This is a genomic window from Telluria aromaticivorans, from assembly GCF_013003915.1.
In the GTDB taxonomy this organism is placed as follows: Bacteria; Pseudomonadota; Gammaproteobacteria; order Burkholderiales; family Burkholderiaceae_D; genus Telluria; species Telluria aromaticivorans.
Genome location: NZ_JABAIV010000002.1, coordinates 290824 through 317120, shown reverse-complemented (window position 1 = coordinate 317120; position 26297 = coordinate 290824). Strand labels below are relative to the sequence as shown.

Genomic DNA, 26297 nt, shown 5'->3' with positions numbered 1-26297 from the left:
CAAGGAGACAAACACCATGGCACTCCTGACTTTCGACCTCCAGCACAAGCCGCGCCGGGCTCGTCTCAGCATGGCCGCGGTGCTGGTGCTGATGCTGGTCTTCCCCTTTGTCGCCGCCCAGTTCGGCAACTCCTGGGTGCGCATCATCGACATCGCGCTGCTGTACATCATGCTGGCGCTGGGCCTGAACATCGTGGTCGGCTTTGCCGGCCTGCTCGACCTGGGTTATATCGCCTTCTTCGCAGTCGGCGCCTACCTGGTCGGCTTGTTCTCCTCGCCCCAGTTCGCGGCCCTGCTCGAATCGGTGATCTATTATTCGCCCGCGCTAGGCGAGGCTTTGGTGGCCTTCTTCGGGCCCGAGATCCAGCAGAACGGTATCCACCTGTCGGTGTGGGCGATCGTGCCGCTGGCAGGCATCGTCGCGGGCCTGGCCGGTGCGCTGCTGGGCGCCCCGACCCTGAAGCTGCGCGGCGATTACCTGGCCATCGTGACGCTGGGCTTCGGCGAGATCATCCGCATCTTCATGAACAACCTGAACGACCCGATCAACTTCACCAACGGGCCCCAGGGGATCAACATGATCGACCCGATCCGCGTGTTCGGGGTGTCGCTCGCCGGTGAGGCGGGCTCGCAGGCCACGGTGCACATCGGCAGCTTCTCGATGCCCTCGGTGAACGCGTATTACTTCCTGTTCCTGGGCCTGACCATTGCGACCATCTTCATCACCTCGAGGCTGCAGCATTCGCGCCTGGGCCGGGCCTGGGTGGCGATCCGCGAAGACGAGATCGCAGCCAAGGCAATGGGCATCAATACCCGCAACGTCAAGCTGCTTGCCTTTGCGATGGGCGCCAGTTTCGGCGGCGTGGCCGGCGCGATGTTCGGCGCCTTCCAGGGCTTCGTGTCGCCGGAATCGTTCTCGCTGACCGAATCGATCGCCGTGCTGGCGATGGTGGTGCTGGGCGGGATCGGCCACATTCCCGGCGTGGTGCTGGGCGGCGTGCTGCTGGCGGCCTTGCCGGAAGTGCTGCGCCACGTGGTGGAGCCCGCGCAGCAGGCGCTGTTCGGTACCGTCGTGATCGAAGCGGAAGTGCTGCGCCAGCTGCTGTACGGCCTGGCGCTGGTGCTGATCATGCTGGTCAACCCGGCCGGCCTGTGGCCGTCGCCAAACAAGGAAGAGCGCCCGAACGCGGCGCTGGTGCATGACGAGGAAGAGGGGGCGAAAGCATGAGCGACCTCATTCTCAACATCGCCGGCGTGAACAAACGCTTCGGCGGCCTGCAGGCGCTGACCGATGTCGGCATCCGCATCGAGCGCGGCCAGATATATGGCCTGATCGGTCCGAACGGCGCCGGCAAGACCACCTTTTTCAACGTGATCACGGGCCTGTACCAGCCGGACAGCGGCAGCTTCGAATTGGGCGGCAAACCCTATTCGCCCTCGGCCCCGCACGAAGTGGCCAGGGCCGGTATCGCCCGCACCTTCCAGAACATCCGCCTGTTCGGCGAAATGAGCGCACTCGAAAACGTGATGGTGGGCCGCCACGTGCGCACCCGCCAGGGCGTGTTCGGTGCGATCTTCCGCCACAAGGCGGCGCGCGAAGAAGAAGCGGCGATCCGCGTGCGTGCGCAAGAGCTGCTCGATTTCGTGGGCATCGGCCAGTTTGGCAGCCGCACGGCCAAATACCTGTCCTACGGCGACCAGCGCCGCCTCGAGATCGCACGCGCACTGGCCACCGATCCGCAGCTGCTGGCGCTCGATGAACCCGCGGCCGGCATGAACGCCACCGAAAAGCTGGGGCTGCGCGAGCTGCTGGTGAAGATCAAGGCGCAGGGCAAAACCGTGCTGCTGATCGAGCACGACGTCAAGCTGATGATGGGCCTGTGCGACCGCATGACGGTGCTGGAATACGGCAAGCAGATCGCGGAAGGCCTGCCCGCCGAGATCCAGAAGAACGAGGCCGTGATCAAGGCTTACCTGGGCGGAGCCCACTGATGAACGAAAAAGCGATGGGCGAAAATATCCTGAAAGTGTCCGGCCTGAAGGTCGCTTATGGCGGCATCAAGGCGGTCAAGGGCGTGGACCTGGAAGTGAACAAGGGCGAACTGGTGACCCTGATCGGCGCCAACGGCGCCGGCAAGACCACCACCCTCAAGGCGATTACCGGAACCCTTCCGCCCTGCAAGGTCGAAGGCGAGATTTCCTACCTGGGCAAGTCGCTCAAGGGCACGCAGTCGTTCCGGATGGTGCAGCAGAAGCTGGCCATGGTGCCGGAAGGGCGGGGCGTGTTCACCCGTATGACCATCCATGAGAACCTCCAGATGGGGGCGTTCACACGCGATGATGCGGCGGGAATCGCGCTGGATATCGAGAAGTGGTACGGTGTGTTCCCGCGGCTGAAGGAGCGGTCAAGCCAGCTGGCGGGCACCCTGTCGGGCGGCGAGCAACAGATGCTGGCCATGGCGCGCGCATTGATGAGCCATCCGACCCTGCTGCTGCTCGACGAACCGTCGATGGGCCTATCGCCGATCATGGTCGAGAAAATCTTCGAAGTGATCCGCGACGTGTCGCAGCAGGGGATCACGGTCCTGCTGGTCGAGCAAAACGCCAAGCTGGCTCTGCAGGCCGCGCACCGCGGCTATGTGATGGAGTCGGGGCAGGTGACGATGACGGGGAATGCGGCTGATATGCTGAATGATCCAAGGGTGCAGGCGGCGTATCTGGGGGAGTGAGGCCGGGCGGTTCTGCCGCCTTACTGCTTCCTGCTTCACCGGGTCAGCGCAACACTGCACGCTAACGCGTTTCCGCCCACCAACCGTAAGACCGTCATCCCGGCGAAGGCCGCGATCCAGGTTCGTTGCGTACCTCTTGCTTCAAACGATAGCGGCGCGCACACAAGATTGGATCCCGGCCTGCGCCGGGATGAGGGCTCATCGGGACGTGGTGAAAATATGCGGCAGTGGACGGCCACCCACAAAAAACAAAAAGCCGGAACGTCACCGTTCCGGCTTTTTCACTTAACGAGTCGCAGCTTAGGCGGCGGCTGCAGCGCCCGTAGCGGTCGCAGTAGCCTTGCTAGCAGTTGCCGAAAACTGGTTCACGGCGGCGCTCACGTTGGTTTCGATGGCTTCAGCAGCTTGCTTGCTGGTCTTGCTGAACTGTTCGTAGCCAGCGTTGGCGTTGCTGATCGCGGTCTTGACGGCGGCGACGAAGTTTTCCGAACCGGCCGGGGCGTTCTTGCTCACTTCGTCGACCAGTGCGATGACCTTGCGATTCGTTTCGACGATCTGGGTTTCAGCGACTTTCGAGAACTCGGCGCCGGTGCCGCTGGCGATCGAGGCCAGCTGGCGGCTGTACGACATCGCTTTTTCAGCGGTTGGCTGGGCTTGCGAGGTGGTGACCGAGAAGAATTCTTGCGGGTCTTTCGCGCTCAGCAGCTGACGGGTGACGTTCTGCGACGATTCCAGCGAAGTACGGGCGGCGTTGATGTTCAGCTCGACCAGTTTCTCCATGCCTTCGAAGGTCTTGGCGGTCAGCGAGGAAAACAGCGCAAACTGCGATTCCAGGTTGGCTTTGGTGGCGTTCGAGAACTGCTCAGGGATTGCAAACATGTGGATCTCCAAAATTCAAAAAGTTCAAGTGGATGAAATGTTGCTTGGACCGGTGAGGCAGGTTTTATTCGTTTGGTTTCGACGAAACTCTTTTTTGTGCACCGCAACAGAGCGAATTTTGAACCAAGTGGACAGGCGAGTCAAGCGATTTTGACGCACTGCACCATCCGATGTGCATAATTTTCTGGAATGCATTGTTTGCAAGAAATTTCAACCGCTTTTGTTTGATTTATAGCAACAAATCGGCGTTTGGCTCGTCGGCCAAACGGCTGCCGTGCCCCATGTTAGACTGCCTACTTGTGATTTTCTCAAGCTGCCCAGCAGCGCCTGCCATGTCGCCCGGCACCCCTACCAATGCGCCCGCTGTCGCATCTTCTTCCTGGCTGTCGCCAGTCCCGCTGTTCTTCGTCTTCCTCTGGAGTACCGGCTTCATCGTCGCCAAGCTGGGGTTGCCGTATGCGCCGCCGCTCACTTTCCTGATCCTGCGCAGCCTCGGCGTGCTGGCCGTGCTGCTGCCGGTGGTGCTGTTTTTTCGTGCGCCCTGGCCGCGTGGCCGGCTGCTGCATGTGGCCGTGGCGGGCCTGCTGCTGCAGGCGGGCTACCTCGGAGGCGTCTGGGCCGCCATCAAGCTCGGCATGCCTGCCGGGCTCACCGCACTGATTGTCGGCATGCAGCCCATCCTCACCGCCGCCGCCGCGCCGCTGATCGGCGAACGGGTCCGGCCGCGCCAGTGGCTCGGGCTGGCGCTCGGCTTGTCTGGTGTGGCATTGGTCGTGGTGGCCAAGTTCCATCTGGCCGGCTTGAGCGCGGCCGGCCTCGCGCTGTGTGTGTTGGCGCTGCTGTGCATCACGGCCGGCACCATGTACCAGCGCCGTTATTGCCCGGCTTTCGACCTGCGCACCGGCACCGTCATCCAGTTCGCCGCCACCGTGGCGGCGCTGCTGCCACTGGCCATCGTGCTGGAAGGACTGGATTGGGAGCTGTCGACGGTCGACTGGAGCCTCGATTTCATCCTGGCCTGGCTGTGGTCGATTTTCGCGCTGTCGATCGGCGCCATCTTTTTGCTGTTCACGCTGATTCGCCGCAGCCAGGCGCTTGAGGTGACCAGCCTGTTGTACCTGACGCCGCCCACCACCGCCATCATGGCCTGGCTGCTGTTCGGCGAGTCGTTCAGCGCCCTCGCATTGGCCGGCATGGCGCTTGCCGTGCTCGGCGTTGCATTCGTTGTCAAAAAATAAGGAGACCCCATGATCAAGACCCCCCAGCAGGAAGCCGTCGATGCGGCCATCACGTCGCGCCGTTCGATCCGCGCTTTCCTGGACAGGCCGGTTGACCGGCTTGACGTCGAGCGCATCCTCGACGTGGCGGCACGCGCGCCCTCCGGCACCAACACCCAGCCATGGAAGGTCTATGTCGTGACGGGGCAGGCCCGCCAGGACCTGTGCGCCGCGATCCAGGCCGTCAACGCCGACCCCGAGCAGGCGCGCCAGCACACCGAGGAGTACGCCTACTATCCGCGCGAATGGGTGTCGCCCTTCGTGGACCGCCGCCGCAAGGTGGGCTGGGACCTGTACTCGCTGCTGGGCTTGACGCGCGACAACAAGGCGGGCATGGCCGCCCAGCATGCGCGCAACTACGAGTTCTTCGGCGCGCCAGTCGGCCTGGTCTTTACCATCGACCGCATCCTGGAGCAGGGTTCCTGGCTTGACTACGGCATGTTCTTGCAGAGCATCATGGTGGTGGCGCGCGGACGCGGGCTCGATACCTGTCCGCAAGCCGCGTTCACCCAATATCACCGCGTGATTGCAGAACAGCTGCAGTTGCCGGAAAATGAAATGGTCGTGTGCGGGATGGCCCTGGGCTGGGCGGATCCCGAAAAAATCGAGAATTCGCTGGTGACGGAACGCGAGCCGGCAAGCAAATTCGCCCGGTTCTTCGACTAAAGGCGGTAAGCTATCGGAGGCGGCAGGAATATTTCGTTGTGTTGCCGCACGGAATTTACATTTCACTTGCGATGGCGTCTTGATCGGCTAAACTGCATTTTGTACCTCATCAGTTTGCGTCGAAGGGTTTCCAGATGTTCAAAGTTGCATTGGCTGCCATCGTGTCGCTGCTGTTTGCGTTTCAGCCTGTCCAGGCCGCTGGAGCCGGAGCCGGAGCCGGCGCCGAAAAAAGCCAGGGCGTCAAGAAGAAGCAGAAGCGCACGGCCGTCGCCAAGAAGGCAGTGCGAAAGAAAGCCGTACGTGGCAAGGCTGCACGCGGCAAGCGCCAGGACCTGGCGCACGTCATCGCTGCCGATAACCGCGAGCGCATGGTGCGCCGCGTGGAAATGGTGCGCGGCAAGCGCAAGGTCACTTACCAGCTGGTGCGCCGGGCGGGCAAGTCCACGCCGCGCGTCGCCGCCTACGCTCCCCGCACTTTCGGCGACGTCGCCGGCCTGAGCCGCACCGCCGATTCGCTGTCGCTGCGCTCCAACGTAGCGCTGGTGCTCGACCAGGACAGCTCGGAAGTCCTGTTCGAGAAGAATGCCAACGTCGCGCTGCCGATCGCCTCGATCACCAAGCTCATGACCGGGCTCGTGGTCGTGCAGGCCAACTTGGACCTCGAGGAAGTCCTGCGCATCACCGATGCCGACGTCGACCGCCACAAATATTCGAGCTCGCGCCTGCCGGTAGGCTCGCGCATGACGCGCCGCGAACTGCTGCATATTGCCCTGATGAGTTCGGAAAACCGCGCCGCCTCTGCGCTCGGCCGCAACTATCCGGGTGGCACCGACGCCTTCATTGCCGCGATGAACGCGAAAGCGCGCGAACTGGGCATGACGGACACGCGGTATGTCGATGCCAGTGGCCTGTCGAGCCGTAACGTGTCGAGCGCGCGCGACCTGGCGCGGCTCGTGGCCAAGGCCTACGGCGAACCGCTGCTGCGCGAATATTCCACCACGCCGAATTCAATCGTCAGGGCCAGCGGCCGGCCGATGCGCTATGCGAACACCAATTACCTGGTGGCGCTGCCGGACTGGAACATCGGCCTGCAGAAAACCGGTTTCATCAACGAAGCCGGTCGCTGCCTGGTGATGCAGGCGGCGATTCACGGCCGCAGTGTGATCATGGTCTTCCTGGATTCAAAGGGAAAGATGTCGCGTACCGCGGACGCGGGCCGGGTGCGCCGCTTCCTGGAAGCCATGGCGCCGGACAAGATCCAGGTACTGGCGCCCGGCACCCTGGGTGGGCCGGTGCCGAATCCGGTGATGAGCGCGGCCAGCGGGACAGGCGCCCTGCATTAACAAGAGCGGCTGACAACCCGCCAGGACAAGGCGCATCGTCGAGGACAGTACGCTAGTACGGCGAGACGATGCAACAAAGTCATGGTGGGTTGTCGGGCGCTCTTATATCTGCAGAGCAGGGCGGTAACCCAGCGTTGAGGAAATGCTGGACGCCGTCTGCACCAGGTCTTCCAGCCATTCTTCCTGCAGGCGGTCGGCCGGCGCCGAGATCGACAGGCCGGCCACCAGCTTGCCGCTGTCGTCAAAAATGCCGGCGGCCATGCAGCGCACACCCAGTTCAAGCTCTTCGTTGTCGCGCGCATAGCCGCGCGAACGCACCAGGCTCAGCTCGCGCTCGAGGCGCGCCAGCTCAGTGATCGAATTCTTGTTGTGGCCGGCCAGGCCGGTACGGGTCGCATAGGCGCGCACGCCCTTCGGATCGTCGACCGACAGGAACAGCTTGCCGGTCGAGGTCAGGTGCAGCGGGCCGCGCCCGCCGATCGCGCGCACCACCTGCATGCCCGAGCGCTCGGAAAACGCGCGGTCGATGTAGACAATCTCGTCACCCTGGCGCACCGACAGGTTCACCGTCTGCTGCGTCTTCTTGTGCAGGGCGCGCATGAAATCGAGCGCCGCTTCGCGCACCGACAAACGGCTCTTGACCACATTCCCCAGTTCCAGCAGGCGCATGCCGAGGCGGTAGGTGCCCGGCTCGACCCGGTCCACGAAGCGCGTCACCACCATATCGTTCAGGATGCGGTGCGCGGTGGAAGGGTGCAGGCCCGATACCTTGGACAATTCCTTCAGGCTCACCGGGTCGGAATAGCTGGCCAGGGCGTCGAGCAGGGCCATCATGCGGTCGATCACCTGGATCGACGTCTTGGCCGGGCCGGCTGCTGCCGATTCTGGGGTTTCCATTTTCATGATGTGGTTGGTGCGGTGCAGTATCGAGCCTCTTTATACCATGATGTGAAACGCGGACGCAAACCGGCGGGCTTCGATGGGCAACATTCCACCGGCACGGCATAATGACAGTTCGATATTGTCATCAACCAACCGAGCCTGCGCCTACCTACGATGGAACAACCGATCAGCGAATTCAAGACCAAGCGCGGCATGGCACGCATTGCCGCCGCCTTCCGCAATACCTGGGACGGCGTGGCCTGGGCCTGGCGCAGCGAGGCGGCCTTCCGCCAGGAGATCATGGTGATCGCCGTGGCGACCGTGGTCGCGCTCCTGCTGCCGGTATCCGGGTTCCAGAAGCTGGCCCTGGTCGGGGTGCTGGTGCTGGTGCTGATCGTCGAGATCATCAACTCGGCCATCGAGGCCATCGTCGACCGCATCTCGCTGGAACGCCACCCGCTGTCGAAAGTGGCCAAGGACATGGGCAGCGCCGCAGTGGCGCTCACCCTGCTGCTGGCGGTGGCGACCTGGGCTGTCGTCCTGTATACCCGCTACCTGTAGCGGATAGGTCAGCCAGCCACCTTGGCAAGATCAAGGTGGCTCCAGCAAGAACTGCATATCCTTCAGCACCGCCGGCGCACAAGCAAATAACAAACTTGTCGTTTGCGTAAGCGCCGGGTTTCCTTAGACTAGGGAGTCTGGCGCGCCCGGTACGACCCTTAATCGACCGCTCATATGCCCCGCAGTCCCATCACCATGGAGAGTTAATAATGACCTTACGCCTCGGCGATACCGCCCCTGACTTCGAGCAGGATTCCAGTGCCGGCAAGATCCGCTTCCACGAGTGGGCGGGCGATTCCTGGGTAGTACTGTTCTCGCACCCGGCCGACTTCACCCCGGTCTGCACCACCGAACTGGGCCTGACCGCCAAGCTCAAGCCTGAATTCGACAAGCGCAATGTCAAGGCCATCGCCTTGTCGGTCGATCCGGCCAGCACGCACCGCGACTGGATCAAGGACATCGAGGAAACCCAGCAGACCGTGGTCGGCTTCCCGATCATCGCCGACGCCGACCGTTCGGTGTCTACCCTGTACGACATGATCCACCCGGAAGCCTCGGCCACGGCCACGGTGCGTTCGCTGTTCGTGATCGACCCGGCCAAGAAGGTGCGCCTGACCATCACCTATCCGATGAGCACTGGCCGCAATTTCGACGAAGTGCTGCGCGTGATCGACGCCCTGCAACTGACCGACGGCTATACCGTGGCCACGCCGGGCAACTGGAAGGATGGCGACGACGTGATCATTCCGCTGACCGTGCAAGATCCTGCCGTTATCGAGCAGAAGTATCCGAAGGGCTATACCTCGCCGCGTCCTTACCTGCGCCTGACGCCTCAGCCAAACAAGTGATCCGTAGGGTGGTCGGCTTCGCCGACCGCGCGGTGATCGTTGCGATTTGAATAGCCGCACAGGCTGCAGTACCGTGATTTGAACGCGCGGGCGTTTGTAATTTCGGGCATTGCCCTAATGCCAGTCACTTAAGAGCTGCCCGTGACTCGTAGGGTGGGCAAGTTCCTTGCCCACGCGTTAAAACCACTTTGCTGCAGCCCGTGCGGCTGCTTACATTGCAACTATCACCGCGTGGGCAGGAAACCTGCCCACCCTACGTTCTCACTACTTGACTGGCATTGGGGCATTGCCCAGAATTACCCCGCCCACCCTACAACGGCCAGATCCTTCCTGCATAAGCAAATAAGAAACCTGTCCTTCCCATTACCGCTGAGTCCCCTTACGCTGTGCCTTAAATGAGGGCACTGGCATGTCGATGACTTATGTAATAGCGGGTTTCGCGGTAGGGCTGCTGGTCGGCATGACCGGCGTCGGCGGCGGCTCGCTCATGACGCCGCTGCTCACGCTGCTGTTCGGCGTCTCGCCCTCGGTCGCGGTCGGCACTGACCTGGCCTTCGCCTCGATCACCAAGGGCGTCGGCACCATCACCCATCGCTTCAACCGCACCGTCCAGTGGCCGATCGTGCGCCACCTCTGCCTGGGCGCCTTGCCGGCCGCGCTGCTGACCACGCTGGCCCTGAGCCAGTTCGGCACCGTCAACCCGCAGGTGGGGCAGGTGATCCGCTATTCGATCGCCGTCTCCGTCATGCTCACCGTGGTCGCGCTGCTGTTCCGCGCGCGCATGCTGCGCTGGATCAATGCCCATCCCGGGCGCCAGCTGCAGGGACGCAAGCTGGCCGCGGCCACCATCATCTCGGGCGCCGTGCTGGGCGTGCTGGTCACTGTCTCCTCGATTGGCGCCGGCGCGATCGGCGCCACGCTGCTGGTCATGCTCTACCCACGGCTCACCTCCGCCGAGGTAGCCGGCACCGACATCGCCTATGCCGTGCCGCTGACCGCGATCGCCGCGCTCGGCCATTGGTGGCTGGGCTCGATCAACTGGATGCTGCTGGCGACCCTGCTCATCGGCTCGGTGCCGGGTATCACGCTGGGCGCCATGATGGCGCGCAAGGTGCCGGAGCGCTTCCTGCGCGCCTTGCTGGCCATGACCCTCACCGGCGTCGCAGCCAAGCTGGTGCTGTGACGCATTTCGCCAAAGCTAATAGCTGATCTGTCTATGCAAATAAGGATTGCTTCGTTTGTAATATGAGGGCTGTGTGGGAATATGGCAGCCCGTTAGAAGAATATGTAATAAGGGCTCCTCCATGACATCGCTCGCTCAGCCACGCAAGTCACCGGGTCGGGTCATCCCCGGCTTCGGGATCTCGCTCGGCTTCACGCTGTTCTACCTCGCGCTGATCGTGCTGATCCCTTTGTCGGCGGTCTTCCTCAAGACCTTCACCATGACCTGGGAGGCGTTCTGGACCGCGGTCACCTCCGAGCGCGTGATGGCTTCCTACCGCCTCAGCTTCGGCACCTCCCTGATCGCAGCCTTCATCAACGTCATCTTCGGGGGCATCGTCGCCTGGGTCCTGGTGCGCTATACCTTCCCCGGCAAGCGCATCATCGACGCCCTGGTCGACCTGCCGTTCGCACTGCCGACCGCGGTGGCCGGCATCACGCTCACCGCCTTGTACTCGCACAACGGCCTGATCGGCGAGCAGCTCGCCAAGTTCGGCATCAAGGTGGCCTTCACCCCGCTTGGCATATTGGTCGCGCTGACCTTCATCGGCCTGCCTTTCGTGGTGCGCACGGTGCAGCCGGTGCTGGAAGAAGCCGAGCGCGAACTCGAAGAAGCGGCAGCCAGCCTCGGCGCCTCGCCGCTCCACACCTTCGTTCGCGTGGTGCTGCCGACGATTACGCCGGCGCTGCTGACCGGCTTCGCGCTGGCCTTCGCGCGCGCCACCGGCGAATACGGCTCGGTGATCTTCATCGCGGGCAACCTGCCGATGGTCTCCGAGATCACGCCGCTGTTCATCATCACCAAACTCGAGCAGTACGATTACGCGGGCGCCACCGCCATCGCCGTGGTCATGCTGCTCATCTCCTTCATCCTGCTGCTCACGATTAACCTGCTGCAGGCCTGGACACGCAAACGGGCAGGAAAGAAATGAGCGCAGTCCTCGACAACATCAAGGCCGCGCCAAAAGCGGCTGCACCAGTGCGGCGCCCGTCGACCAATGTGCTGGAACCGGACTGGGTGCGCTACCTCCTGATCGCGGTGGCGCTGGGCTTCCTGACCCTGTTCCTGTTCGTGCCGCTGGCGGCAGTCTTCACCGAAGCCATGAAGAAGGGCTGGGGCACCTATGTCGAGTCGATCACCGACCCGGACGCGCTGTCGGCCATCAAGCTGACCCTGATCGCGGCCGGTATCTCGGTGCCGCTCAACCTGGTGTTCGGGGTCGCGGCTGCGTGGTGCATCGCCAAGTTCGAGTTCCGCGGCAAGAGCATCCTGCTGACCCTGATCGACCTGCCGTTCTCGGTGTCGCCGGTGATCGCGGGCCTGATCTACGTGCTGATGTTCGGCGCCCAGGGCTGGTTCGGCGAGTGGCTGATGGAACACGACATCAAGATCCTGTTCGCCGTGCCGGGCATCGTGCTGGCCACCGTGTTCATCACCTTCCCGTTTGTCGCGCGCGAGTTGATCCCGCTGATGCAGCAGCAGGGCACCGAAGAAGAAGAAGCGGCGCTGGTGCTGGGCGCCTCCGGGTGGTCGACCTTCATGCGGGTGACGCTCCCGAACATCAAGTGGGGCCTGCTGTACGGCGTGATCCTGTGTAATGCCCGCGCGATGGGCGAGTTCGGCGCGGTGTCGGTGGTCTCGGGCCATATCCGCGGCGAGACCAACACCATGCCGCTGCAAGTCGAGATCCTCTACAACGAATACAACTTCACGGCCGCGTTTGCGATCGCATCGCTGCTGGCGCTGCTCGCGCTGGTGACCCTGGCGGTGAAGAGCTTTATCGAATGGCGCCTGCATCAAGCCCGCAAGGCCGCCGCCGACGAACGACAGAAGGAAGCGCTAGCATGACGATCGAAGTCCAACACATCCGCAAGCAGTTCGGCCAGTTCACCGCGCTCGACGACGTCTCGCTGCAGTTCCCGGACGGACAGCTGACCGCCTTGCTCGGGCCTTCGGGCTGCGGCAAGACGACCCTGCTGCGCATCATCGCGGGCCTGGAACATCCGGACTCTGGCGCCGTGCTGCTCGACGGCGAGGACGCCTCGCACCGCCACGTGCGCGAGCGCCAGGTCGGCTTCGTGTTCCAGCACTACGCGCTGTTCAAGCACATGACCGTGTTCGAGAACGTCGCCTTCGGCCTGCGCGTCAAGCCACGCAAGGATCGCCCGTCCGAACAGCAGATCCGCGACAAGGTGCGCCAGCTGCTCGAGCTGGTGCAGCTCGACTGGATCGCCGATCGCTATCCGCCCCAGCTCTCGGGCGGCCAGCGCCAGCGCATCGCCCTGGCACGTGCACTCGCGGTGGAGCCGCGCGTGCTGCTGCTCGACGAGCCCTTCGGCGCACTCGACGCCAAGGTACGCAAGGAGCTGCGCCGCTGGCTGCGCCGCCTGCACGACGACCTGCACGTGACTTCGATCTTCGTCACCCACGACCAGGAAGAAGCGCTGGAAGTGGCCGACCAGGTGGTCTTGATGAACAAGGGCCGCATCGAGCAGCTCGGCACGCCGGACGCCGTCTATAACCACCCGGCCTCGCCCTTCGTCTACGGCTTCCTCGGCAACGTGAATTTGTTCCACGGCCGCGTGCAGGATGGCGTGCTGGCCAGCGGCGCCGTGCAGTTCGAGGTGCCCGGCGAAGCGGGCGCGCGCAACGGCAACGGCATCGGCTATGTTCGCCCGCACGACCTCGACGTCGAACGCTACATCCCCGGCGCCGGCGACACCGGCGGCGTGGTCGCCAAACTGCGCCGCGCGCATGCCATCGGCCCGCTGGCCCAGCTCGACCTGGAACGCGCCGACAACCAGCAGCTGATCGAAGCGGTGATGCCGAACGAGCTGTTCTCGCGCCACGGCTTCAAGGAAGGCGACACGCTGGTGGTCAAGCCGCGCCGGATGGAAGTCTTCGTGGATGCAGGCGACGGAATCTGAATGGCGGGCCTATGAATTTCCAACAACTGCGCTCCGTGCGCGAAGCCGCGCGCCGCGACTTCAACCTGACCGACGTCGCCAATGCGCTGTTCACCTCGCAGCCGGGCGTCTCGCGCCAGATCCGCGAGCTCGAGGACGAACTCGGGGTCGTGATCTTCGAGCGCAACGGCAAGCGCCTGACCGGCCTCACGCCGCCGGGCAAGGGCATCCTCAAGATCGTCGAACGCCTGCTGGTGGAAGCCGAAAACCTGCAGCAGGCCAGTGCAGAATTCGCCGCGCAGGACAGCGGCACCCTCACGGTGGCGGTGACGCACACCCAGGCGCGCTATGCGCTGCCGCAGGTGGTGCAATCCTTCCGCAACGCCTTCCCGGGCGTACGCATCGCCCTGCAGCAGAGCGCCCCGGAACATATCGCGGAATGGGTCCTGTCGGGCAAAGCCGACATCGGCATCGCCACCGAAGGGCTGTCGGCCTTTCCGGACCTGGTGTCCTTCCCCTGCTACCGCTGGAGCCACCTGGTGGTGGCGCCTGAAGGCCACCCGATCTTTTCGTCCGCCACGCCGCTGCGGCTGGACGACCTGGCAGAGTATCCGCTGATCACCTACGACCAGGGCTTCACCGGCCGCAGCCACATCGACGCCGCCTTCCGCGAAGCCGGGCTGGCGCCGGACATCGTGCTGACCGCGATGGATTCGGACGTCATCAAGCAGTACGTGTCGCTGGGGATGGGCGTGGGAATCGTGGCTTCGATGGCTTTCGATCATGGACGCGACAAGGGCATGCGTGCGATCGAGGCCTCGCACCTGTTTGCGCCGAACGTGACCCGGCTGGCGGTAAGGCGCGGGTCTTACCTGCGCGCGTATGCTTTCCACTTCATCGAGCGGTTTGCGCAGGGGTATACGAGGGCGGATATCGAGAAGGCGTTGCAGACGGCGGAGTGAGGTTGTTGGCGCTGATGATGGTGACCAGCGCATGAACTAGTAGGTGCCATGCGAACTTGGGTCCCGGCCTGCGCCGGGACGACGTGCTAGGGACGCAGGGCGAAGATGCTGTCGTAAGTTGCCAACCTAAAAACCGTCATCCCGGCGCAGGCCGGGATCCAAGTTTTTCTCCGAAGTCGTAGTCTCAATCAGCCCCTCACTGCCCCGGATTCGTGTACCTCGCATGAATCCCCTCAATTCCCTCCACCACCTCCGCCGGCAGCACCACGTCCGCCGCATCGATGTTCTCCTTCAGCTGTTCCAGATTCGTGGCCCCGATTATCGTCGACCCCACGAACCAGCGTGAATAACACCACGCCAGCGCCATCTGCGACGGTTTCAATCCGTGTGAACGCGCCAGCGCTGCATACTCCGCAGTCGCAGCCAGCACGCCAGGCCGCACATAACGCGGGCTCCAGTTCGGCGGGAAGATCGTCAGCCGCCCGCGCGCTTGCGGATCGTCCAGGTATTTAGCCGTGAGCTGCCCGAACGCCAGCGGGCTGTAAGCCAGCAAACTCACCCCTTCGCGGTAGCAGGCCTCGTCCATCAAACTGGTCTCGAACGCACGCGCCGTCAGGTTGTACAGGTTCTGCACCGTCGCGATGCGCGGCAGCCCACGCGCCTCCGCCTGCTTGACGTACTCGCACACGCCCCAGGCGCTTTCGTTCGAAATGCCGATGTGGCGGATCGTGCCTGCCTTGACCATCTCGCCCAGCGCTTCCAACGTGTCCTCGATCGGCACGGCGGCCCGTTCGGCCTTGGGATTAAAACTGTTGGCGCCGAAGATCGGCAAATTGCGGCTCGGCCAATGGACCTGGTAGAGGTCGATGTAATCGGTGTTCAGGCGGCGCAGGCTGTCTTCGACGGCCGTGCGGATATTCGTGGCGTCGAGGTTGTGGCGGGCGCCGCGGATCCACGGCATGTTGGTGTTCGGCCCGGCGATCTTGGTGGCCAGCACCACCTCGCTGCGGCGGCCGGTTTTCTTGAGCCAGCTGCCGATGAAGCGCTCGGTCACGCCTTGCGTCTCGGCGCGCGCCATCACCGGGTACATCTCGGCGGTGTCGATGAAATTGATGCCGCGCTCGAGCGCGTAGTCGAGCTGGCTGTGCGCCTCGGTTTCAAGATTCTGCTCGCCGAAGGTCATGCTGCCGAGGCAGGCCTTCGACACCATCAACTCGCTTTGTCCCAGCTGCCTGCGGTCCATGGGCTTCCTTGTTTAACGGCGCAGTGCGGCGGCGCACTCGCGCACCAGCGCCGGGCCGCCGTAGATCAAACCGCTGTAGAGCTGCACCAGCTGGGCGCCGGCGGCGATCTTGGCGCGCGCATCCTCGCCGCGCATGATGCCGCCCACGCCGATGATCGGCAGCGCGTCGCCCAGCTCCGCCTTCAGCAAGCGGATCACGGTGTTCGACAACTCGAACACCGGCGCGCCCGACAGGCCGCCGGTCTCCTCGCCATGCTGCATGCCTTGCACTGCAGTGCGGCTGAGCGTGGTGTTGGTGGCGATGACGCCGTCGATCTTGTGGCGCAGCAGGGCACCGGCGATGTTGCGGACCTGGTCGCCGTCGATGTCGGGTGCGATCTTCAGCGTTACCGGCACATAGCGCTTGTGCTGGTCGGCCAGGCGCAACTGTTCTTCCTTCAACTGCGCCAGCAGGGAATCGAGCTCGGATTCTCCCTGCAGCTGGCGCAGGTTCTTGGTATTCGGCGAGGAGATGTTCACCGTCACGTAGCTGGCGTAAGGGTAGACCTTGCGCAGGCAGTGCAGGTAATCGTCGGCCGCGCGCTCAATCGGGGTGTCGGCGTTCTTGCCGATGTTCAGGCCGAGTACGCCCTGCTTGTCCTGGTAGAAGCGGGAAGCCTGCACATTGGCCACGAAGGCATCCACGCCGCCGTTATTGAAACCCATGCGGTTGATGATGCCCTGGGCCTGCGGCAGGCGGAAGATGCGCGGCTTCGGGTTGCCGGCCTGGCCGCGCGGGGTCACGGTGCCGATTTCGATCGAGCCGAAACCGAGCGAGGCGAGGCCGTCGATATAGGCGCCATCCTTGTCCAGGCCGGCGGCGAGGCCGACCGGGTTCGGGAAGCTGATCCCCATGACCGTGCGCGGGTCTGGCGCGGGCTTGCCGGCGAGCTTGGTCAGGCCGAGCGAAGCGGCGCTGCGCAGCAGCGGCAGGGTCAGGTGGTGGGCGGTCTCGGCATCGAGTGAGAAAAGGAGCGGGCGGGCGAGGGTGTACAGGGACATGGGGGACTCAAGAATGTGACTCCCGCTATTTTACCCGGGGCGCGCAGACGCGCGGAGAAGGCGGTCTTGCCCTCAGCGGTCGAGCACGCCCCATTCGCCGCTGATGCGCGCCTCCAGCGGCCGGAAATTGATCTTGTAGGCCATCTTGGGGCTCTGCTCGATCCAGTAGCCCAGGTAGACATACTGCAGGCCGAGTTCGCGCGCCTGGTTCACTTGCCACATCACGTTATAGGTGCCGAAGGAGGCGCCCGGCAGGTCCGGGTCGAAGAAGGTGTAGACCGAGGACAGGCCGTCGGACAGCACGTCGATGATCGACACCATGCGCAGGGTGCCGTCCGGTTCGCGGAACTCGACCAGGCGGGTGTTGACGCGGCTTTGCAGCAGGAACTGGGCGTACTGGTCGCGGCTGTCCTGGTCCATGCCGCCGCCGACGTGGCGGGTGGTCTGGTAGCGCAAGTAGAGCGCGTAATGCTCGTCCGAGAAGGCCAGGTTGGCCACCATGGCAACCAGGTCGCCATGGCGCTTCCAGGCGCGGCGCTGGGTGCGGTTGGGCGTGAAGTCGTCGCATTTCACACGCACCGGGATGCAGGCCTGGCAGCCGTCGCAGTAAGGGCGGTAGGTGAAGATGCCGCTGCGGCGAAAGCCGTTGCGCACCAGTTCGGAATACACGTCGGCGTTGATGAGGTGCGAAGGCGTCGCGACCTGCGAACGAGCCTGCCGTGCATCGAGATAGCTGCACGGATAGGGCGCCGTCGTATAGAACTGCAGCGTGGCGAAGGGCAGGTCATTTAGGTGCGTCATGCAAAGCTCTCGGGACGACGTGGTGCACCTATTTTAGCGAATTCGGGGCCGTGCAACCGTTAAGGAGTCAACGGTGCCGCTACCTCCCAGCGCGGGATGGCGGGCTCACGAATGGCTTCGCGCAGGTGCGCGAGGAAGGCGCTGCGTGGGATCGGCGCCGCACCCAGCGAAGCCAGGTGGCCGGTCTCCTGCTGGCAGTCGATCATGCGCACGCCATGCTTGCGCAGGAAGGCGACCAGGTAAGCGAGCGCCACCTTGGAGGCATCCGGCACGCGCGCGAACATCGATTCGCCGTAGAACATGCGGCCGATGCAGACGCCATAGGCTCCCCCCACCAGTTCGCCATCGAGCCAGACTTCGGACGAATGGGCATAGCCCATGGCGTGCAGGCCGGTATAGCCGTCGATGATGTCTTCGGAAATCCAGGTGCCCGGCCCATCCCGGCGCGGCTCGGCGCAGGCGCGCATCACGTCCTCGAAGGCGCTGTCGAAGCGGACATCCCAGCGGGGCTCGTCGCCACCCGCGGTCTCAGTGCGGCTGCGCTCGATGCGGCGCAGCGTTTTCTTGAGGCTGTCGCTCACCTTGAAGCGGTCGGTATGCAGCACCATGCGCGGGTCGGTGCTCCACCAGAGGATGGGCTGGCCTTCCGAGAACCAGGGGAAGATGCCGTTCTGGTAGGCCAGCAGCAGGCGCTGCGGCGACAGGTCGGCGCCGGCCGCGAGCAGGCCCGGCGCGTCCATGGTCAATGCCTCGGACACGTCGGGAAACGGCGAAGTCGGCTCGAGCCAGGGGATCATGCGGCCTTCAATGGGTCAATCGGGTTCGCGGGGGGCCAGCATCGGGCGCACGATGTCCCGGCTATGGAATCCGTAGCTGCCGCCCTCGCGAATTTTGACGCGGTCGGCGAAGAACAGTTCAAGCGTGTTGCGCACCGTCGGGAAGGCCAGGTCGTCCCAGGGGATCTCGTCTTGCGTGAACATCTGCACCTCGAGGCTTTCCTCGCCCGGAGCAAAGTCGAGGCTGCGCAGGCGCGCCAGGTAGAACAAATGCACCTGGTGGACGTGGGCCACGTTCAGCAGGGTGAACAGCTTGCCGAGTTCGATGTCGGCGCCGGCTTCTTCTTCGGTCTCGCGGATGGCGGCCTGCTCGGTCGTTTCCTCGTTCTCCATGAAGCCCGCCGGCAAGGTCCAGTAGCCATAGCGCGGTTCGATCGCGCGCTTGCACAGCAACACTTGCAGCTTGCCATCCTGTTCCCAGACGGGAAGCGTGCCGATCACCAGCTTGGGATTCTGGTAGTGGATGGCCTGGCACTGCGGGCAGACATAGCGCGGCCGGTTGTCGCCTTCGGGGATGGCCAGGGCAACCGGGTGGGCGCACTCGGAACAGAATTTCATAGGGCGTCGGGAGTGTGGAATTGTGCTTACTTTACACTGAAATCCCGCGTGCATGAGGTGCCGCGCAGCCCGGCGCACTGTGTCGCCGCCGGTGGCCGGAGCGGGCTTGTACTGCAAATTCAGTCTTTTAAGGAATTGCATTTGCGTAATCCGGTCGGCCGGCGTATAATTCATTCCGCGGGGTGGAGCAGTCTGGCAGCTCGTCGGGCTCATAACCCGAAGGTCACAGGTTCAAATCCTGTCCCCGCAACCAAATTCAAAAGCCGCTGATTCGCAAGAGTCGGCGGCTTTTTCTTTGGTCTTTCCCCATGCTTCTTTCCACTCTTGCGACGCAGGTCAAACCCCGGGCGTGTGCCCGCAATCTTGCCTGCCCAGCCCAGTCGAACACCTGACGGCCGGTGCCATCCCGGTCGATGACGCTAAAGGGCAGACAACAGCATGATCAACGTAGACGACATCAACGAGGCCTGGGGCTGGGTTGGCTTGACCGCCGTCGAGGTCCTCGGGGCCAATGCATTCGGCAATCTCATCATCCGCGACGACGAGGGGCGCTACTGGCGCCTGCGGCCGCAAGACCTGTGCTGCGAACCGCTGGCCGACAGCCGCGACGCGCTCGATGCGCTGTCCTATAACCAGGATTTCCTGAACGACTGGTATATGCCGGAAGTCGTGCACCTTGCCGAAGCGACGCTGGGACCGCTCACCGACGACCGCAAGTATTGCCTCCGGATCCCGAGTGCCCTCGGGGGCCATTACGGACGCGACAATCTTGCTACGGTTCCCTTACCTGAGCTGATACGTTTTTCAGGGGAGGGCGCGCAGCAGTTCGATGTACTGCCGCGATGGAACTAATGATACGAAGCCTGCCGGGCTGGTGCGACCGGCTTGATTACCTGGCTTAATTGCCTGCATCGCTGAGGCTGGCCCACAGGTAGGCAGCCGCCATCGTGCGGTGCGGCGCATAGGGTTCCAGCAGGCGCTCCGTCGCCGGTATATCCGGACGTTCATCGCCACCCAGCAAGCGGTGGAAGGCGGTGCGGATCGCCACGTCGCCATGCAATGAACAATCGGGATAGCCATAGCCGCGCAGCAGCGCGTAGTTCACGGTCCAGGGGCCGATGCCTTTGATCGCCAGCAGTTCCTGCATCACCTCCGCAACCGGCCGCTCGCGGTCGAGCACGACGGCGCCGTCACTGACGAGTTGGGCCAGCCGCAGCAGGGTCTCGGCTTTCGAGCGCGAGAACTTGCGGCTAGTCAGGTCCTCCAAGGCAAGGCTCGCCACGTCCTGCGCTTCCGGATAGCACCACAGGCCGCTCGTGTGCGGGCGTCCGGCCACCTGGATGAAGCTGCGCCGCAGCGAGATCGCAAACGGCAGGTTGATCTGTTGGCCGATGATGGCCCAGGTCAGGGCTTCGAACACAGTTGCCGACTGGACGATGCGCAGGCCCGGCTGGCGCGCCACCAGCGGCGCGAGCAGCGGGTCGTTGCGCACGAAGGCAGCGAACGCGGCGGGGTCGATGCGCAGGCCGAGGATATTCAGCAGTGCTTCATTCGCACGTGCCAGCAGCGCCGGCGTCAGCCCGCCATCGGCATCGACCGTGCAGCGCGCGGCACCGGCGTCGAAAGTCACCTCCAGCACGACCGGCACGCCATCCAGCAGCACACCCTTGCGCAAGCCTTGCGGCCCCACCTGTTCCGCGACCCCTTCGGCATCGCGGCTGTGGAAGGCAAGCACGTCCTGGATGCGGTACCCAGGGGGCAGGGCGATGTCGCGCTGCGCTCCCATCACTTGCTCTGCACGGCGCCGGGCGTGCGCAGGAAGGAGGGCCGGAAGCCGGTCACCAGCGCCGTACCGGCCAGCACGATGGCCGAACCCACCAGGGTATGCCAGCCGATCACCTCATGCAGGAACAGTGCGCCCCACAAGATGCCGAACATCGGGTTCAGGAAGGTCACCGTCAGCGCCGACGTGGTGCCGACTTCCTCAATCAGCTTGAAGTAGAGGATGTAGGCGATCCCGCTGCAGACCACGCCCAGCGCCAGCACGGCAGCCATGATGCCGACCGTCGGTTCGCCCGGCGGCGGGAAGAAGGCCAGCGCCGGGATGGTGCACAGCGTCGCGGCCCACATCGAGCCGTGCGCATTCGCGAAGGGCGCCACGGCCTTGGCCGACTTGGCGTACTGGCTGGCGATGCTGTAGCTGAAGGCCGCCACCAGCGCGGCGCCGATGGCGACAAAGGCGCCCGGGCGCTCCGAGACGTGGTCGAAGCCGACCAGCAGCGCCACGCCCGCGGTGCCCAGCAGCAGGCCAAGCGCCGCCCGTCCGCCCAGCGACTGGCGCGCCCAGACCACGCCAACCAGGGCGCCCCACATCGGCGCGGTCGCGTTCAGCACCGACAGCACCGAGGCCGACAGCGTGCGCGCGGCAAAGGCGAACAGCAGGAAGGGCAGGGCGGAGTTGAAGAAGCCCAGGATCAGGTAATGCTTCCAGTGCTGGCGCAGCTCGAGCGGCGCGCCCTTGCCGCGCAAGCGCATGAACCAGGCGACGCCGGCCAGGAACAGGGCCGCGAACAGGACCCGGTATTCGATCAGAACCGCAGGCCCGAGCACGGGTGCCGCGATGCGCATGAAAAGGAAGGAACCGCCCCAGATGGCGGCCAGCGCCACGAGGCGCAGCATGTTGACGGTGTTCATGGAAGGAAGGTTCGGGGCGAAGCTGCGATTATGGCGGCGCGCCCACCGTTGCGCCATCCGTTTATTGCATTCAAATTGTTTGCAAGGGCATTCAGGTGTCGCGCGCGCAGGCGGCGGTCGTCGGTGGCGCCGGTGCCGCCGCATGCGGTACCAGCAAATCCGCCGGCACGCCGTTCTTCACGGCGGTCATCTGCGCCATGATCGATATCGCGATCTCGCTTGGCGTCTTGCTGCCGATGTAGATGCCGACCGGCCCGTGCAGGCGCGCCAACTGGGCGTCGTCGAGGTCGAACAGCTTGAGGCGTTCGCGCCGCTTCTCGTTGTTCAGACGCGAGCCGATCGCACCGACGTAGAAAGCGTCGGACTTGAGCGCCTCCATCAGCGCCAGGTCATCCAGCTTGGGATCGTGGGTGAGGGCGACCACGGCGCTGCGTGCATCCAGCCGCGCCTCGATCACGAGATCGTCGGGCATGGCGTGCACCAGCTCCACGCCGGGCAGGTTCCAGCCGCTGCGGTATTCCTCGCGCGGGTCGCAGACGGTCACGCGGTAATCCATGCCGCTTGCCACCTGGGCCAGGAAGCGCGACAGCGGCCCGGCGCCGATGATGAACAAACGCCAGCGAGGGCCGTGGATGGTAGCCAGTACGCCGTCCTCGACGCGCTGGATGGCGCTGGCCGCGGCGCGCTCCAACGTGACCGCGCCGGTGTCCAGGTTCACGCGCCGTTCGACCAGTTCGCCCTCGAGCAGGCGCCCCAGGAGTTCACGGATGCGGCTGTCGCTGGATAAAGGCTCGATGGCCAGCTCGATGGTGCCGCCGCAGGGCAGGCCGAAGCGGTGCGCCTCGTCGGCGCTGATGCCGTAGCTGACGATCTCGGGACGCGCCAGTTCGATGCCCTTGTTGCGCACCCGGTCGATCAGGTCGTCCTCGATGCAGCCGCCGGACACCGAACCGACCACTGTGCCGTCGTCGCGGATACCGAGAGTGGCGCCGATCGGGCGCGGGCTCGATCCCCAGGTCTTGATGACCGTGACCAGCTGGCAGCGGTGCCCAGAGGCCAGCCAGGCGTCGCAGGTCTTCAGTACGTCGAGGTCGATGCTGTCCATGAATGCCGGCCGTGTGCACGGCACAAGTGGTGGAGATGGACCATGATACAAAAAATGGGAGTGGTCTGCCGAAGAGGGCATATGTAGCGTGGGCGGGCCTCCCGCCCACGCGGTCAAATCACGGTGGCACTGCCCGTGCGGCTGCTGAAGCGTTCGCTATCACCGCGTGGGCGTTTGTAATTCCGGGCATCGCCCGAAATTACCCCGCCCACGCTACAACTGCACTCCCTACGGCGTCAGCGGCTGCTTGGCCGACTTCTTGGCCTTGACCTCGGCCACCGCCTTGTCGATGGCGGCGATACGCTGTGCCATCGACGGGTGGTTGGCCGTGTGGCCATTCAGGACCGATGCCGGATAGGTGCCGAGGAAGCGCTTCCAGAACGTCGCCACGCCGTCGATGCGGTAGTCGGCGCGCGCCAGCAGGTAGACCGCCAGCCGGTCGGCGGCCGCGTCGAGCGCAGCCGGCATGGCCTTGATGCCGCCGCTGCCGATCAGCATCGAGGTGTCCGGCGAGATGTTCGTGAGGTTCTCGATGATGCCGCCGATGGTGGCCGCATTGCGCTGCGTGGCCGCGTGGCCCAGCATGTTGTGCGCCATCGTGCGTGCGATCACATAGGCCAGCTCGTCGTCGCTCTGGGTAAAGCCCATCATGCCGCGCGTGAGCATGACGCGCTGGCCGTCGGCGTAGGCGTTGACGTTGTCCGCGTTGCCCAGTTCGATGCCGAAGGCGCAGGCGCGCGTGACCGGGACGGTCAGGTCACGCGGCTTGCCATTGCGCTCGATCGTCAGCGGCAGCGAGGCCTGCTTGGCCACGATCGGGCGGAACACGGCGCCTGCCTGGGTCAGCGCATTCGGGCCGGGCGGCAGCGGCGTGCCGCCGGCGGCCAGCAGTTCGTCGCCTTGGCGCAGGCCGGCCTTGGCAGCGCCGCTGCCGGCCAGCACATTGGTCACGCGCAGGCGCTCGCCCATGCCGAGCACCAGGTGCGCGGCTTCGTTGTACTGGCCAGGATAGGTGTAGCGGTTCTTGGCGGTGAAGCCGAGCAGGTTGCGCGCATGGCGCGTGCACAGTTCCGCATTGTCGATGAGGAGCGGAGCCGCGACCTTGTACAGGCGGTCCTGCAGCGCCGCCATTTTCGTCAGCGTGTCGGCTGCCGCCGTCATTTCCGGAGTCACTTGCGGGGCGGCCGGTTCGCCGGGAGCGGTGGGACGGGGTTGCCCCGGTTGCATTGGGCCTTGCGTGGCGCAGGCCGACAGCAATGCGGCGAGTGTGACGCCCAGCGCAGCCTGGCGCAGGCGATGGATGCGGTTCATGGTCCTCCTCAAATTATTCTTGTTATCGGAAGCGTCGACAAACCTGCTGCGCCTTGCACTCCAGGCCTGCGATGCTCACTGAACTTTCGTACAGCTGCGCTTCTCGGGCCGGGTTGCTGCCGCTCGCGACGGTTTTTCGAACTCCCTACTGTTTGCCGGTGCTGCCGAATCCTCCGGCGCCCCGTTCGCTGGATGCGAACTCGTCTACCACGTTGAAGCCTACCTGCAGCACCGGCACGATCACGAGCTGGGCAAGCCGGTCCATCGGCTGCAGCGTGAAGGTCGTATGGCTGCGGTTCCAGGTCGAGACCATCAGCTGTCCCTGGTAATCGGAGTCGATCAAGCCTACCAGATTGCCGAGAACGATGCCGTTCTTATGGCCGAGTCCACTGCGTGGCAGGATCATGGCGGCATAGCCCGGATCGCCGATGTGGATGGCCAGGCCGGTCGGCACCAGCACGGTCTGGCCGGGCTCGATCGTGAGCGGCGCGTCGACGCAGGCGCGCAGGTCGAGGCCCGCGCTGCCGGGCGTGCCGTAGCTTGGGAGCAGCTCCTTCATGCGCGGGTCGAGGATCTTCAGGTCGATGTTCTTCATGTTCTTCTTGTGTTGGTTCAGGTCAGCAGCGATCGCCGTTCCAGGCGCTTCGCGATTTCGGATACCAGCTGGCGCGCCAGCGTGAGCTTGTCGGCGCGCTCCAGCAGGGTGTGGCCGCTGTCGTCGAACAGGATGATCGTGTTCTCATCCTGCCCGAAGGTCTGGGGACCGATATTGCCCACCAGCAGGGGAATACCTTTTTTCAGGCGCTTGGCCGCGCCGAATTCCACCAGGTTCTCGGATTCGGCGGCAAAGCCCACGCAATAGGGCCAGCCCGACAGAGAGGTGGTGGCGGCAACCGACGCCAGGATGTCGGCGTTCTGCACGAATTCCAGCTGCGGTGCGGCGCCATCGTCTGTTTTCTTCATTTTCTGGCCGCTCGCATTCGCCACGCGCCAGTCGGCCACCGCCGCCACGCCGATGAAGACATGCTGTCCCTCGACGCCGGCCATGACCGCATCGTGCATCTGCTGCGCGGTGAGCACGTCGATGCGGCGCACCCCGTGCGGGGTCGGCAGGGCGGTAGGGCCGGACACCAGCGTGACCTCGGCGCCGGCTTCGCGCGCGGCGCGCGCCACCGCGTAGCCCATCTTGCCGGACGAGAGATTGGTGATGCCGCGCACCGGGTCGATTGGCTCGAACGTCGGTCCGGCCGTGATCAGCACGCGCCGGCCCGCGAGCACCTTGTGCTGGAAGGAAGCGATCAGTTCCTCGACCAGTTCCTCAGCCTCGAGCATGCGCCCCAGGCCCGTTTCGCCGCAGGCCTGCGAGCCCGCTGCTGGGCCGAACAGCTCGACGCCGTCCTCGCGCAACTGCGCGACGTTGCGCTGGGTCGCCGGGTTTTCCCACATCTCGACGTTCATGGCCGGTGCTACCAGGAGCGGCACATGGCGCGGGCGCGCCACGCACAGGGTCGAGAGCAGGTCGTCGCAGGCCCCATGCGCCAGTTTGCGCATGAAGTCGGCCGAGCAGGGCGCCACCAGCACCGCGTCCGCGTTGCGGGTCAGGTCGATGTGGGCCATGTTGTTGGCCATGCGTGGGTCCCACTGGTCGGTGAAGACCGGCTGGCCGGACAGCGCCTGCATGGTCACCGCGCCGATGAAGTGGGTGGCTGCTTCGCTCATCACCACCTGCACGCTGGCGCCCTGCTTGACCAGGGCGCGGCATAGTTCCGCCGCCTTGTAGCAGGCCACCCCGCCGGTCAGGCCGAGGACGATCTTCTTGCCCCTGAGGTCCATGTTCATGCTGCCTCCAGAATCAGGATTTGCGCATCACGATTTGTTCACGCGGCGCAGTTCATCCATGATGAACAGGACGGCGCCGATCGAAATGCCGATGTCGGCGATGTTAAACGCCGGGAAGTGGCCGACGCCCTTCCAGTAGAAATCGAGGAAGTCGATCACGTGGCCATAGGCCAGGCGGTCGATCACGTTGCCGATGGCGCCGCCCATGATCAGGGCCAGCGCGAAGCAGAACAGGCGCTGGCTGGAATGCTTCTTCATCAGGTAGAGCATGAAGCCGACGGCGACAACCGCGATGCCGGTGAAGAAATAGCGTTGCCAGCCGCCGGCATCGCCCAGGAAGCTGAACGCCGCGCCTGGGTTGTACACCTTGATCAGGTTAAAGAAGCCGGTGATCGGCAGCGTTTCGCCGTAGGCGAAGCTGCGTTCGACGGTGAGCTTGGTGACTTGGTCGAGCAGGACGATGACCAGGGCGATGCCGAACCACGGCAGCAGGCTGGCCGAACTCTTGTAGACGGGCTTGGCGCCCAGGGGTGCGGTTTTCTTTTTGGTAGCCATGATGAATGTGTCGATACCCGCCATGCCGTTCTCAAGAAC

Annotated in this window: 28 protein-coding genes and 1 tRNA gene; 15 read left to right on the top strand and 14 right to left on the bottom strand. The window is 64.4% G+C overall.

Annotation, left to right across the window (positions count from 1 at the left end):
• Positions 1-16 precede the first annotated feature (16 nt).
• The 3 genes from HGB41_RS06895 to HGB41_RS06885 are packed head-to-tail and all read left to right on the top strand — an operon-like array spanning position 17 to position 2729.
• The gene (locus tag HGB41_RS06895) at positions 17-1228 is read left to right on the top strand and encodes an ABC transporter permease subunit (protein ID WP_171082553.1); all 1212 of its coding nucleotides are present in this window, start codon (positions 17-19) and stop codon (positions 1226-1228) included.
• Positions 1225-1992: an ABC transporter ATP-binding protein gene (locus tag HGB41_RS06890; protein ID WP_171082551.1), complete on the top strand. Its 768-nt coding sequence runs from the start codon at positions 1225-1227 to the stop codon at positions 1990-1992. Before HGB41_RS06895 ends, HGB41_RS06890 begins: the two co-directional genes overlap by 4 nt.
• A 14-nt stretch (positions 1993-2006) precedes the next feature.
• On the top strand, positions 2007-2729 hold the full coding sequence (locus HGB41_RS06885; RefSeq protein WP_171083463.1) for an ABC transporter ATP-binding protein: 723 nt from the start codon (positions 2007-2009) through the stop codon (positions 2727-2729).
• A 300-nt stretch (positions 2730-3029) separates the two neighbouring features.
• Here the strand turns inward: HGB41_RS06885 and phaP are convergent, their stop codons facing one another.
• Positions 3030-3608, bottom strand: a complete 579-nt coding sequence (phaP, locus tag HGB41_RS06880; RefSeq protein ID WP_171082548.1) for a phasin family protein — start codon at positions 3606-3608, stop codon at positions 3030-3032.
• Positions 3609-3940: 332 nt separating this feature from the next.
• On the opposite strand from phaP, the gene HGB41_RS06875 reads away from it, so the two are divergent.
• The 3 genes from HGB41_RS06875 (at position 3941) to HGB41_RS06865 (ending at position 6894) form a co-directional block, all read left to right on the top strand.
• Entirely contained in the window at positions 3941-4846 is a 906-nt protein-coding gene (locus tag HGB41_RS06875) for a DMT family transporter (protein WP_171082546.1), read from the top strand.
• A 9-nt stretch (positions 4847-4855) separates the two neighbouring features.
• On the top strand, positions 4856-5551 hold the full coding sequence (locus HGB41_RS06870; RefSeq protein ID WP_171082545.1) for a nitroreductase: 696 nt from the start codon (positions 4856-4858) through the stop codon (positions 5549-5551).
• 134 nt (positions 5552-5685) lie between these two features.
• Complete coding sequence (locus tag HGB41_RS06865; protein ID WP_171082542.1) at positions 5686-6894, top strand: serine hydrolase; 1209 nt, start codon at positions 5686-5688, stop codon at positions 6892-6894.
• A 102-nt stretch (positions 6895-6996) separates the two neighbouring features.
• Here HGB41_RS06865 and HGB41_RS06860 read toward each other — a convergent pair whose 3' ends face one another.
• The gene (locus HGB41_RS06860; protein WP_171082541.1) at positions 6997-7797 is read right to left on the bottom strand and encodes an IclR family transcriptional regulator; all 801 of its coding nucleotides are present in this window, start codon (positions 7795-7797) and stop codon (positions 6997-6999) included.
• A gap of 153 nt (positions 7798-7950) precedes the next feature.
• Here HGB41_RS06860 and HGB41_RS06855 point away from each other — a divergent pair, with 153 nt between their 5' ends.
• From HGB41_RS06855 to HGB41_RS06825, 7 genes are all read left to right on the top strand, one after another.
• Entirely contained in the window at positions 7951-8337 is a 387-nt protein-coding gene (locus HGB41_RS06855) for a diacylglycerol kinase (RefSeq protein WP_171082539.1), read from the top strand.
• 209 nt (positions 8338-8546) lie between these two features.
• Complete coding sequence (locus tag HGB41_RS06850; protein WP_171082537.1) at positions 8547-9185, top strand: peroxiredoxin; 639 nt, start codon at positions 8547-8549, stop codon at positions 9183-9185.
• A 409-nt stretch (positions 9186-9594) separates the two neighbouring features.
• Complete coding sequence (locus tag HGB41_RS06845; RefSeq protein ID WP_171082535.1) at positions 9595-10368, top strand: sulfite exporter TauE/SafE family protein; 774 nt, start codon at positions 9595-9597, stop codon at positions 10366-10368.
• A gap of 121 nt (positions 10369-10489) precedes the next feature.
• Complete coding sequence (gene cysT / locus HGB41_RS06840; protein ID WP_171082533.1) at positions 10490-11338, top strand: sulfate ABC transporter permease subunit CysT; 849 nt, start codon at positions 10490-10492, stop codon at positions 11336-11338.
• Complete coding sequence (gene cysW, locus HGB41_RS06835) at positions 11335-12255, top strand: sulfate ABC transporter permease subunit CysW (RefSeq protein WP_171082531.1); 921 nt, start codon at positions 11335-11337, stop codon at positions 12253-12255. Before cysT ends, cysW begins: the two co-directional genes overlap by 4 nt.
• Entirely contained in the window at positions 12252-13334 is a 1083-nt protein-coding gene (locus HGB41_RS06830; RefSeq protein WP_171082529.1) for a sulfate/molybdate ABC transporter ATP-binding protein, read from the top strand. Before cysW ends, HGB41_RS06830 begins: the two co-directional genes overlap by 4 nt.
• A gap of 11 nt (positions 13335-13345) precedes the next feature.
• Entirely contained in the window at positions 13346-14275 is a 930-nt protein-coding gene (locus HGB41_RS06825; RefSeq protein WP_171082527.1) for a CysB family HTH-type transcriptional regulator, read from the top strand.
• 196 nt (positions 14276-14471) lie between these two features.
• On the opposite strand, the gene HGB41_RS06820 is transcribed toward HGB41_RS06825, so the two are convergent.
• The 5 genes from HGB41_RS06820 to HGB41_RS06800 form a co-directional block, all read right to left on the bottom strand.
• On the bottom strand, positions 14472-15518 hold the full coding sequence (locus HGB41_RS06820) for an aldo/keto reductase (RefSeq protein WP_171082524.1): 1047 nt from the start codon (positions 15516-15518) through the stop codon (positions 14472-14474).
• Between the two features lie 12 nt (positions 15519-15530).
• Positions 15531-16559, bottom strand: coding sequence for a quinone-dependent dihydroorotate dehydrogenase (locus tag HGB41_RS06815; protein WP_171082522.1), 1029 nt, complete (start codon positions 16557-16559; stop codon positions 15531-15533).
• A gap of 72 nt (positions 16560-16631) precedes the next feature.
• Positions 16632-17360: an arginyltransferase gene (locus tag HGB41_RS06810; protein WP_171082520.1), complete on the bottom strand. Its 729-nt coding sequence runs from the start codon at positions 17358-17360 to the stop codon at positions 16632-16634.
• A 59-nt stretch (positions 17361-17419) separates the two neighbouring features.
• On the bottom strand, positions 17420-18157 hold the full coding sequence (aat, locus tag HGB41_RS06805; RefSeq protein WP_171082518.1) for a leucyl/phenylalanyl-tRNA--protein transferase: 738 nt from the start codon (positions 18155-18157) through the stop codon (positions 17420-17422).
• 15 nt (positions 18158-18172) lie between these two features.
• The gene (locus tag HGB41_RS06800) at positions 18173-18754 is read right to left on the bottom strand and encodes an NUDIX hydrolase (protein ID WP_171082516.1); all 582 of its coding nucleotides are present in this window, start codon (positions 18752-18754) and stop codon (positions 18173-18175) included.
• Positions 18755-18930: 176 nt separating this feature from the next.
• Here HGB41_RS06800 and HGB41_RS06795 point away from each other — a divergent pair.
• A tRNA-Met gene (locus HGB41_RS06795) sits at positions 18931-19007 on the top strand.
• A 185-nt stretch (positions 19008-19192) separates the two neighbouring features.
• The gene (locus tag HGB41_RS06790; protein WP_171082515.1) at positions 19193-19606 is read left to right on the top strand and encodes a T6SS immunity protein Tdi1 domain-containing protein; all 414 of its coding nucleotides are present in this window, start codon (positions 19193-19195) and stop codon (positions 19604-19606) included.
• Positions 19607-19652: 46 nt separating this feature from the next.
• Here the strand turns inward: HGB41_RS06790 and HGB41_RS06785 are convergent, their stop codons facing one another.
• The 7 genes from HGB41_RS06785 to lspA form a co-directional block, all read right to left on the bottom strand.
• On the bottom strand, positions 19653-20540 hold the full coding sequence (locus HGB41_RS06785) for a DNA-3-methyladenine glycosylase family protein (RefSeq protein WP_171082513.1): 888 nt from the start codon (positions 20538-20540) through the stop codon (positions 19653-19655).
• Complete coding sequence (locus HGB41_RS06780; RefSeq protein ID WP_229422861.1) at positions 20540-21448, bottom strand: DMT family transporter; 909 nt, start codon at positions 21446-21448, stop codon at positions 20540-20542. The genes HGB41_RS06785 and HGB41_RS06780 overlap by 1 nt, the downstream gene beginning before the upstream one ends.
• 91 nt (positions 21449-21539) lie before the next feature.
• A complete protein-coding gene (locus tag HGB41_RS06775; protein WP_171082511.1) occupies positions 21540-22553 on the bottom strand; it encodes an XdhC family protein in 1014 nt (337 codons plus the stop codon).
• Positions 22554-22781: 228 nt separating this feature from the next.
• Entirely contained in the window at positions 22782-23864 is a 1083-nt protein-coding gene (locus tag HGB41_RS06770) for a M48 family metallopeptidase (protein WP_171082508.1), read from the bottom strand.
• Between the two features lie 145 nt (positions 23865-24009).
• A complete protein-coding gene (gene dut, locus HGB41_RS06765; RefSeq protein ID WP_171082506.1) occupies positions 24010-24459 on the bottom strand; it encodes a dUTP diphosphatase in 450 nt (149 codons plus the stop codon).
• A 17-nt stretch (positions 24460-24476) separates the two neighbouring features.
• Positions 24477-25697 carry a bifunctional phosphopantothenoylcysteine decarboxylase/phosphopantothenate--cysteine ligase CoaBC gene (gene coaBC, locus HGB41_RS06760; protein WP_171083459.1) on the bottom strand — a complete coding sequence of 407 codons (1221 nt, stop codon included), beginning with the start codon at positions 25695-25697 and terminating at the stop codon, positions 24477-24479.
• Between the two features lie 33 nt (positions 25698-25730).
• Entirely contained in the window at positions 25731-26258 is a 528-nt protein-coding gene (lspA, locus tag HGB41_RS06755) for a signal peptidase II (RefSeq protein WP_171082504.1), read from the bottom strand.
• Between the last annotated feature and the right edge of the window lie 39 nt (positions 26259-26297).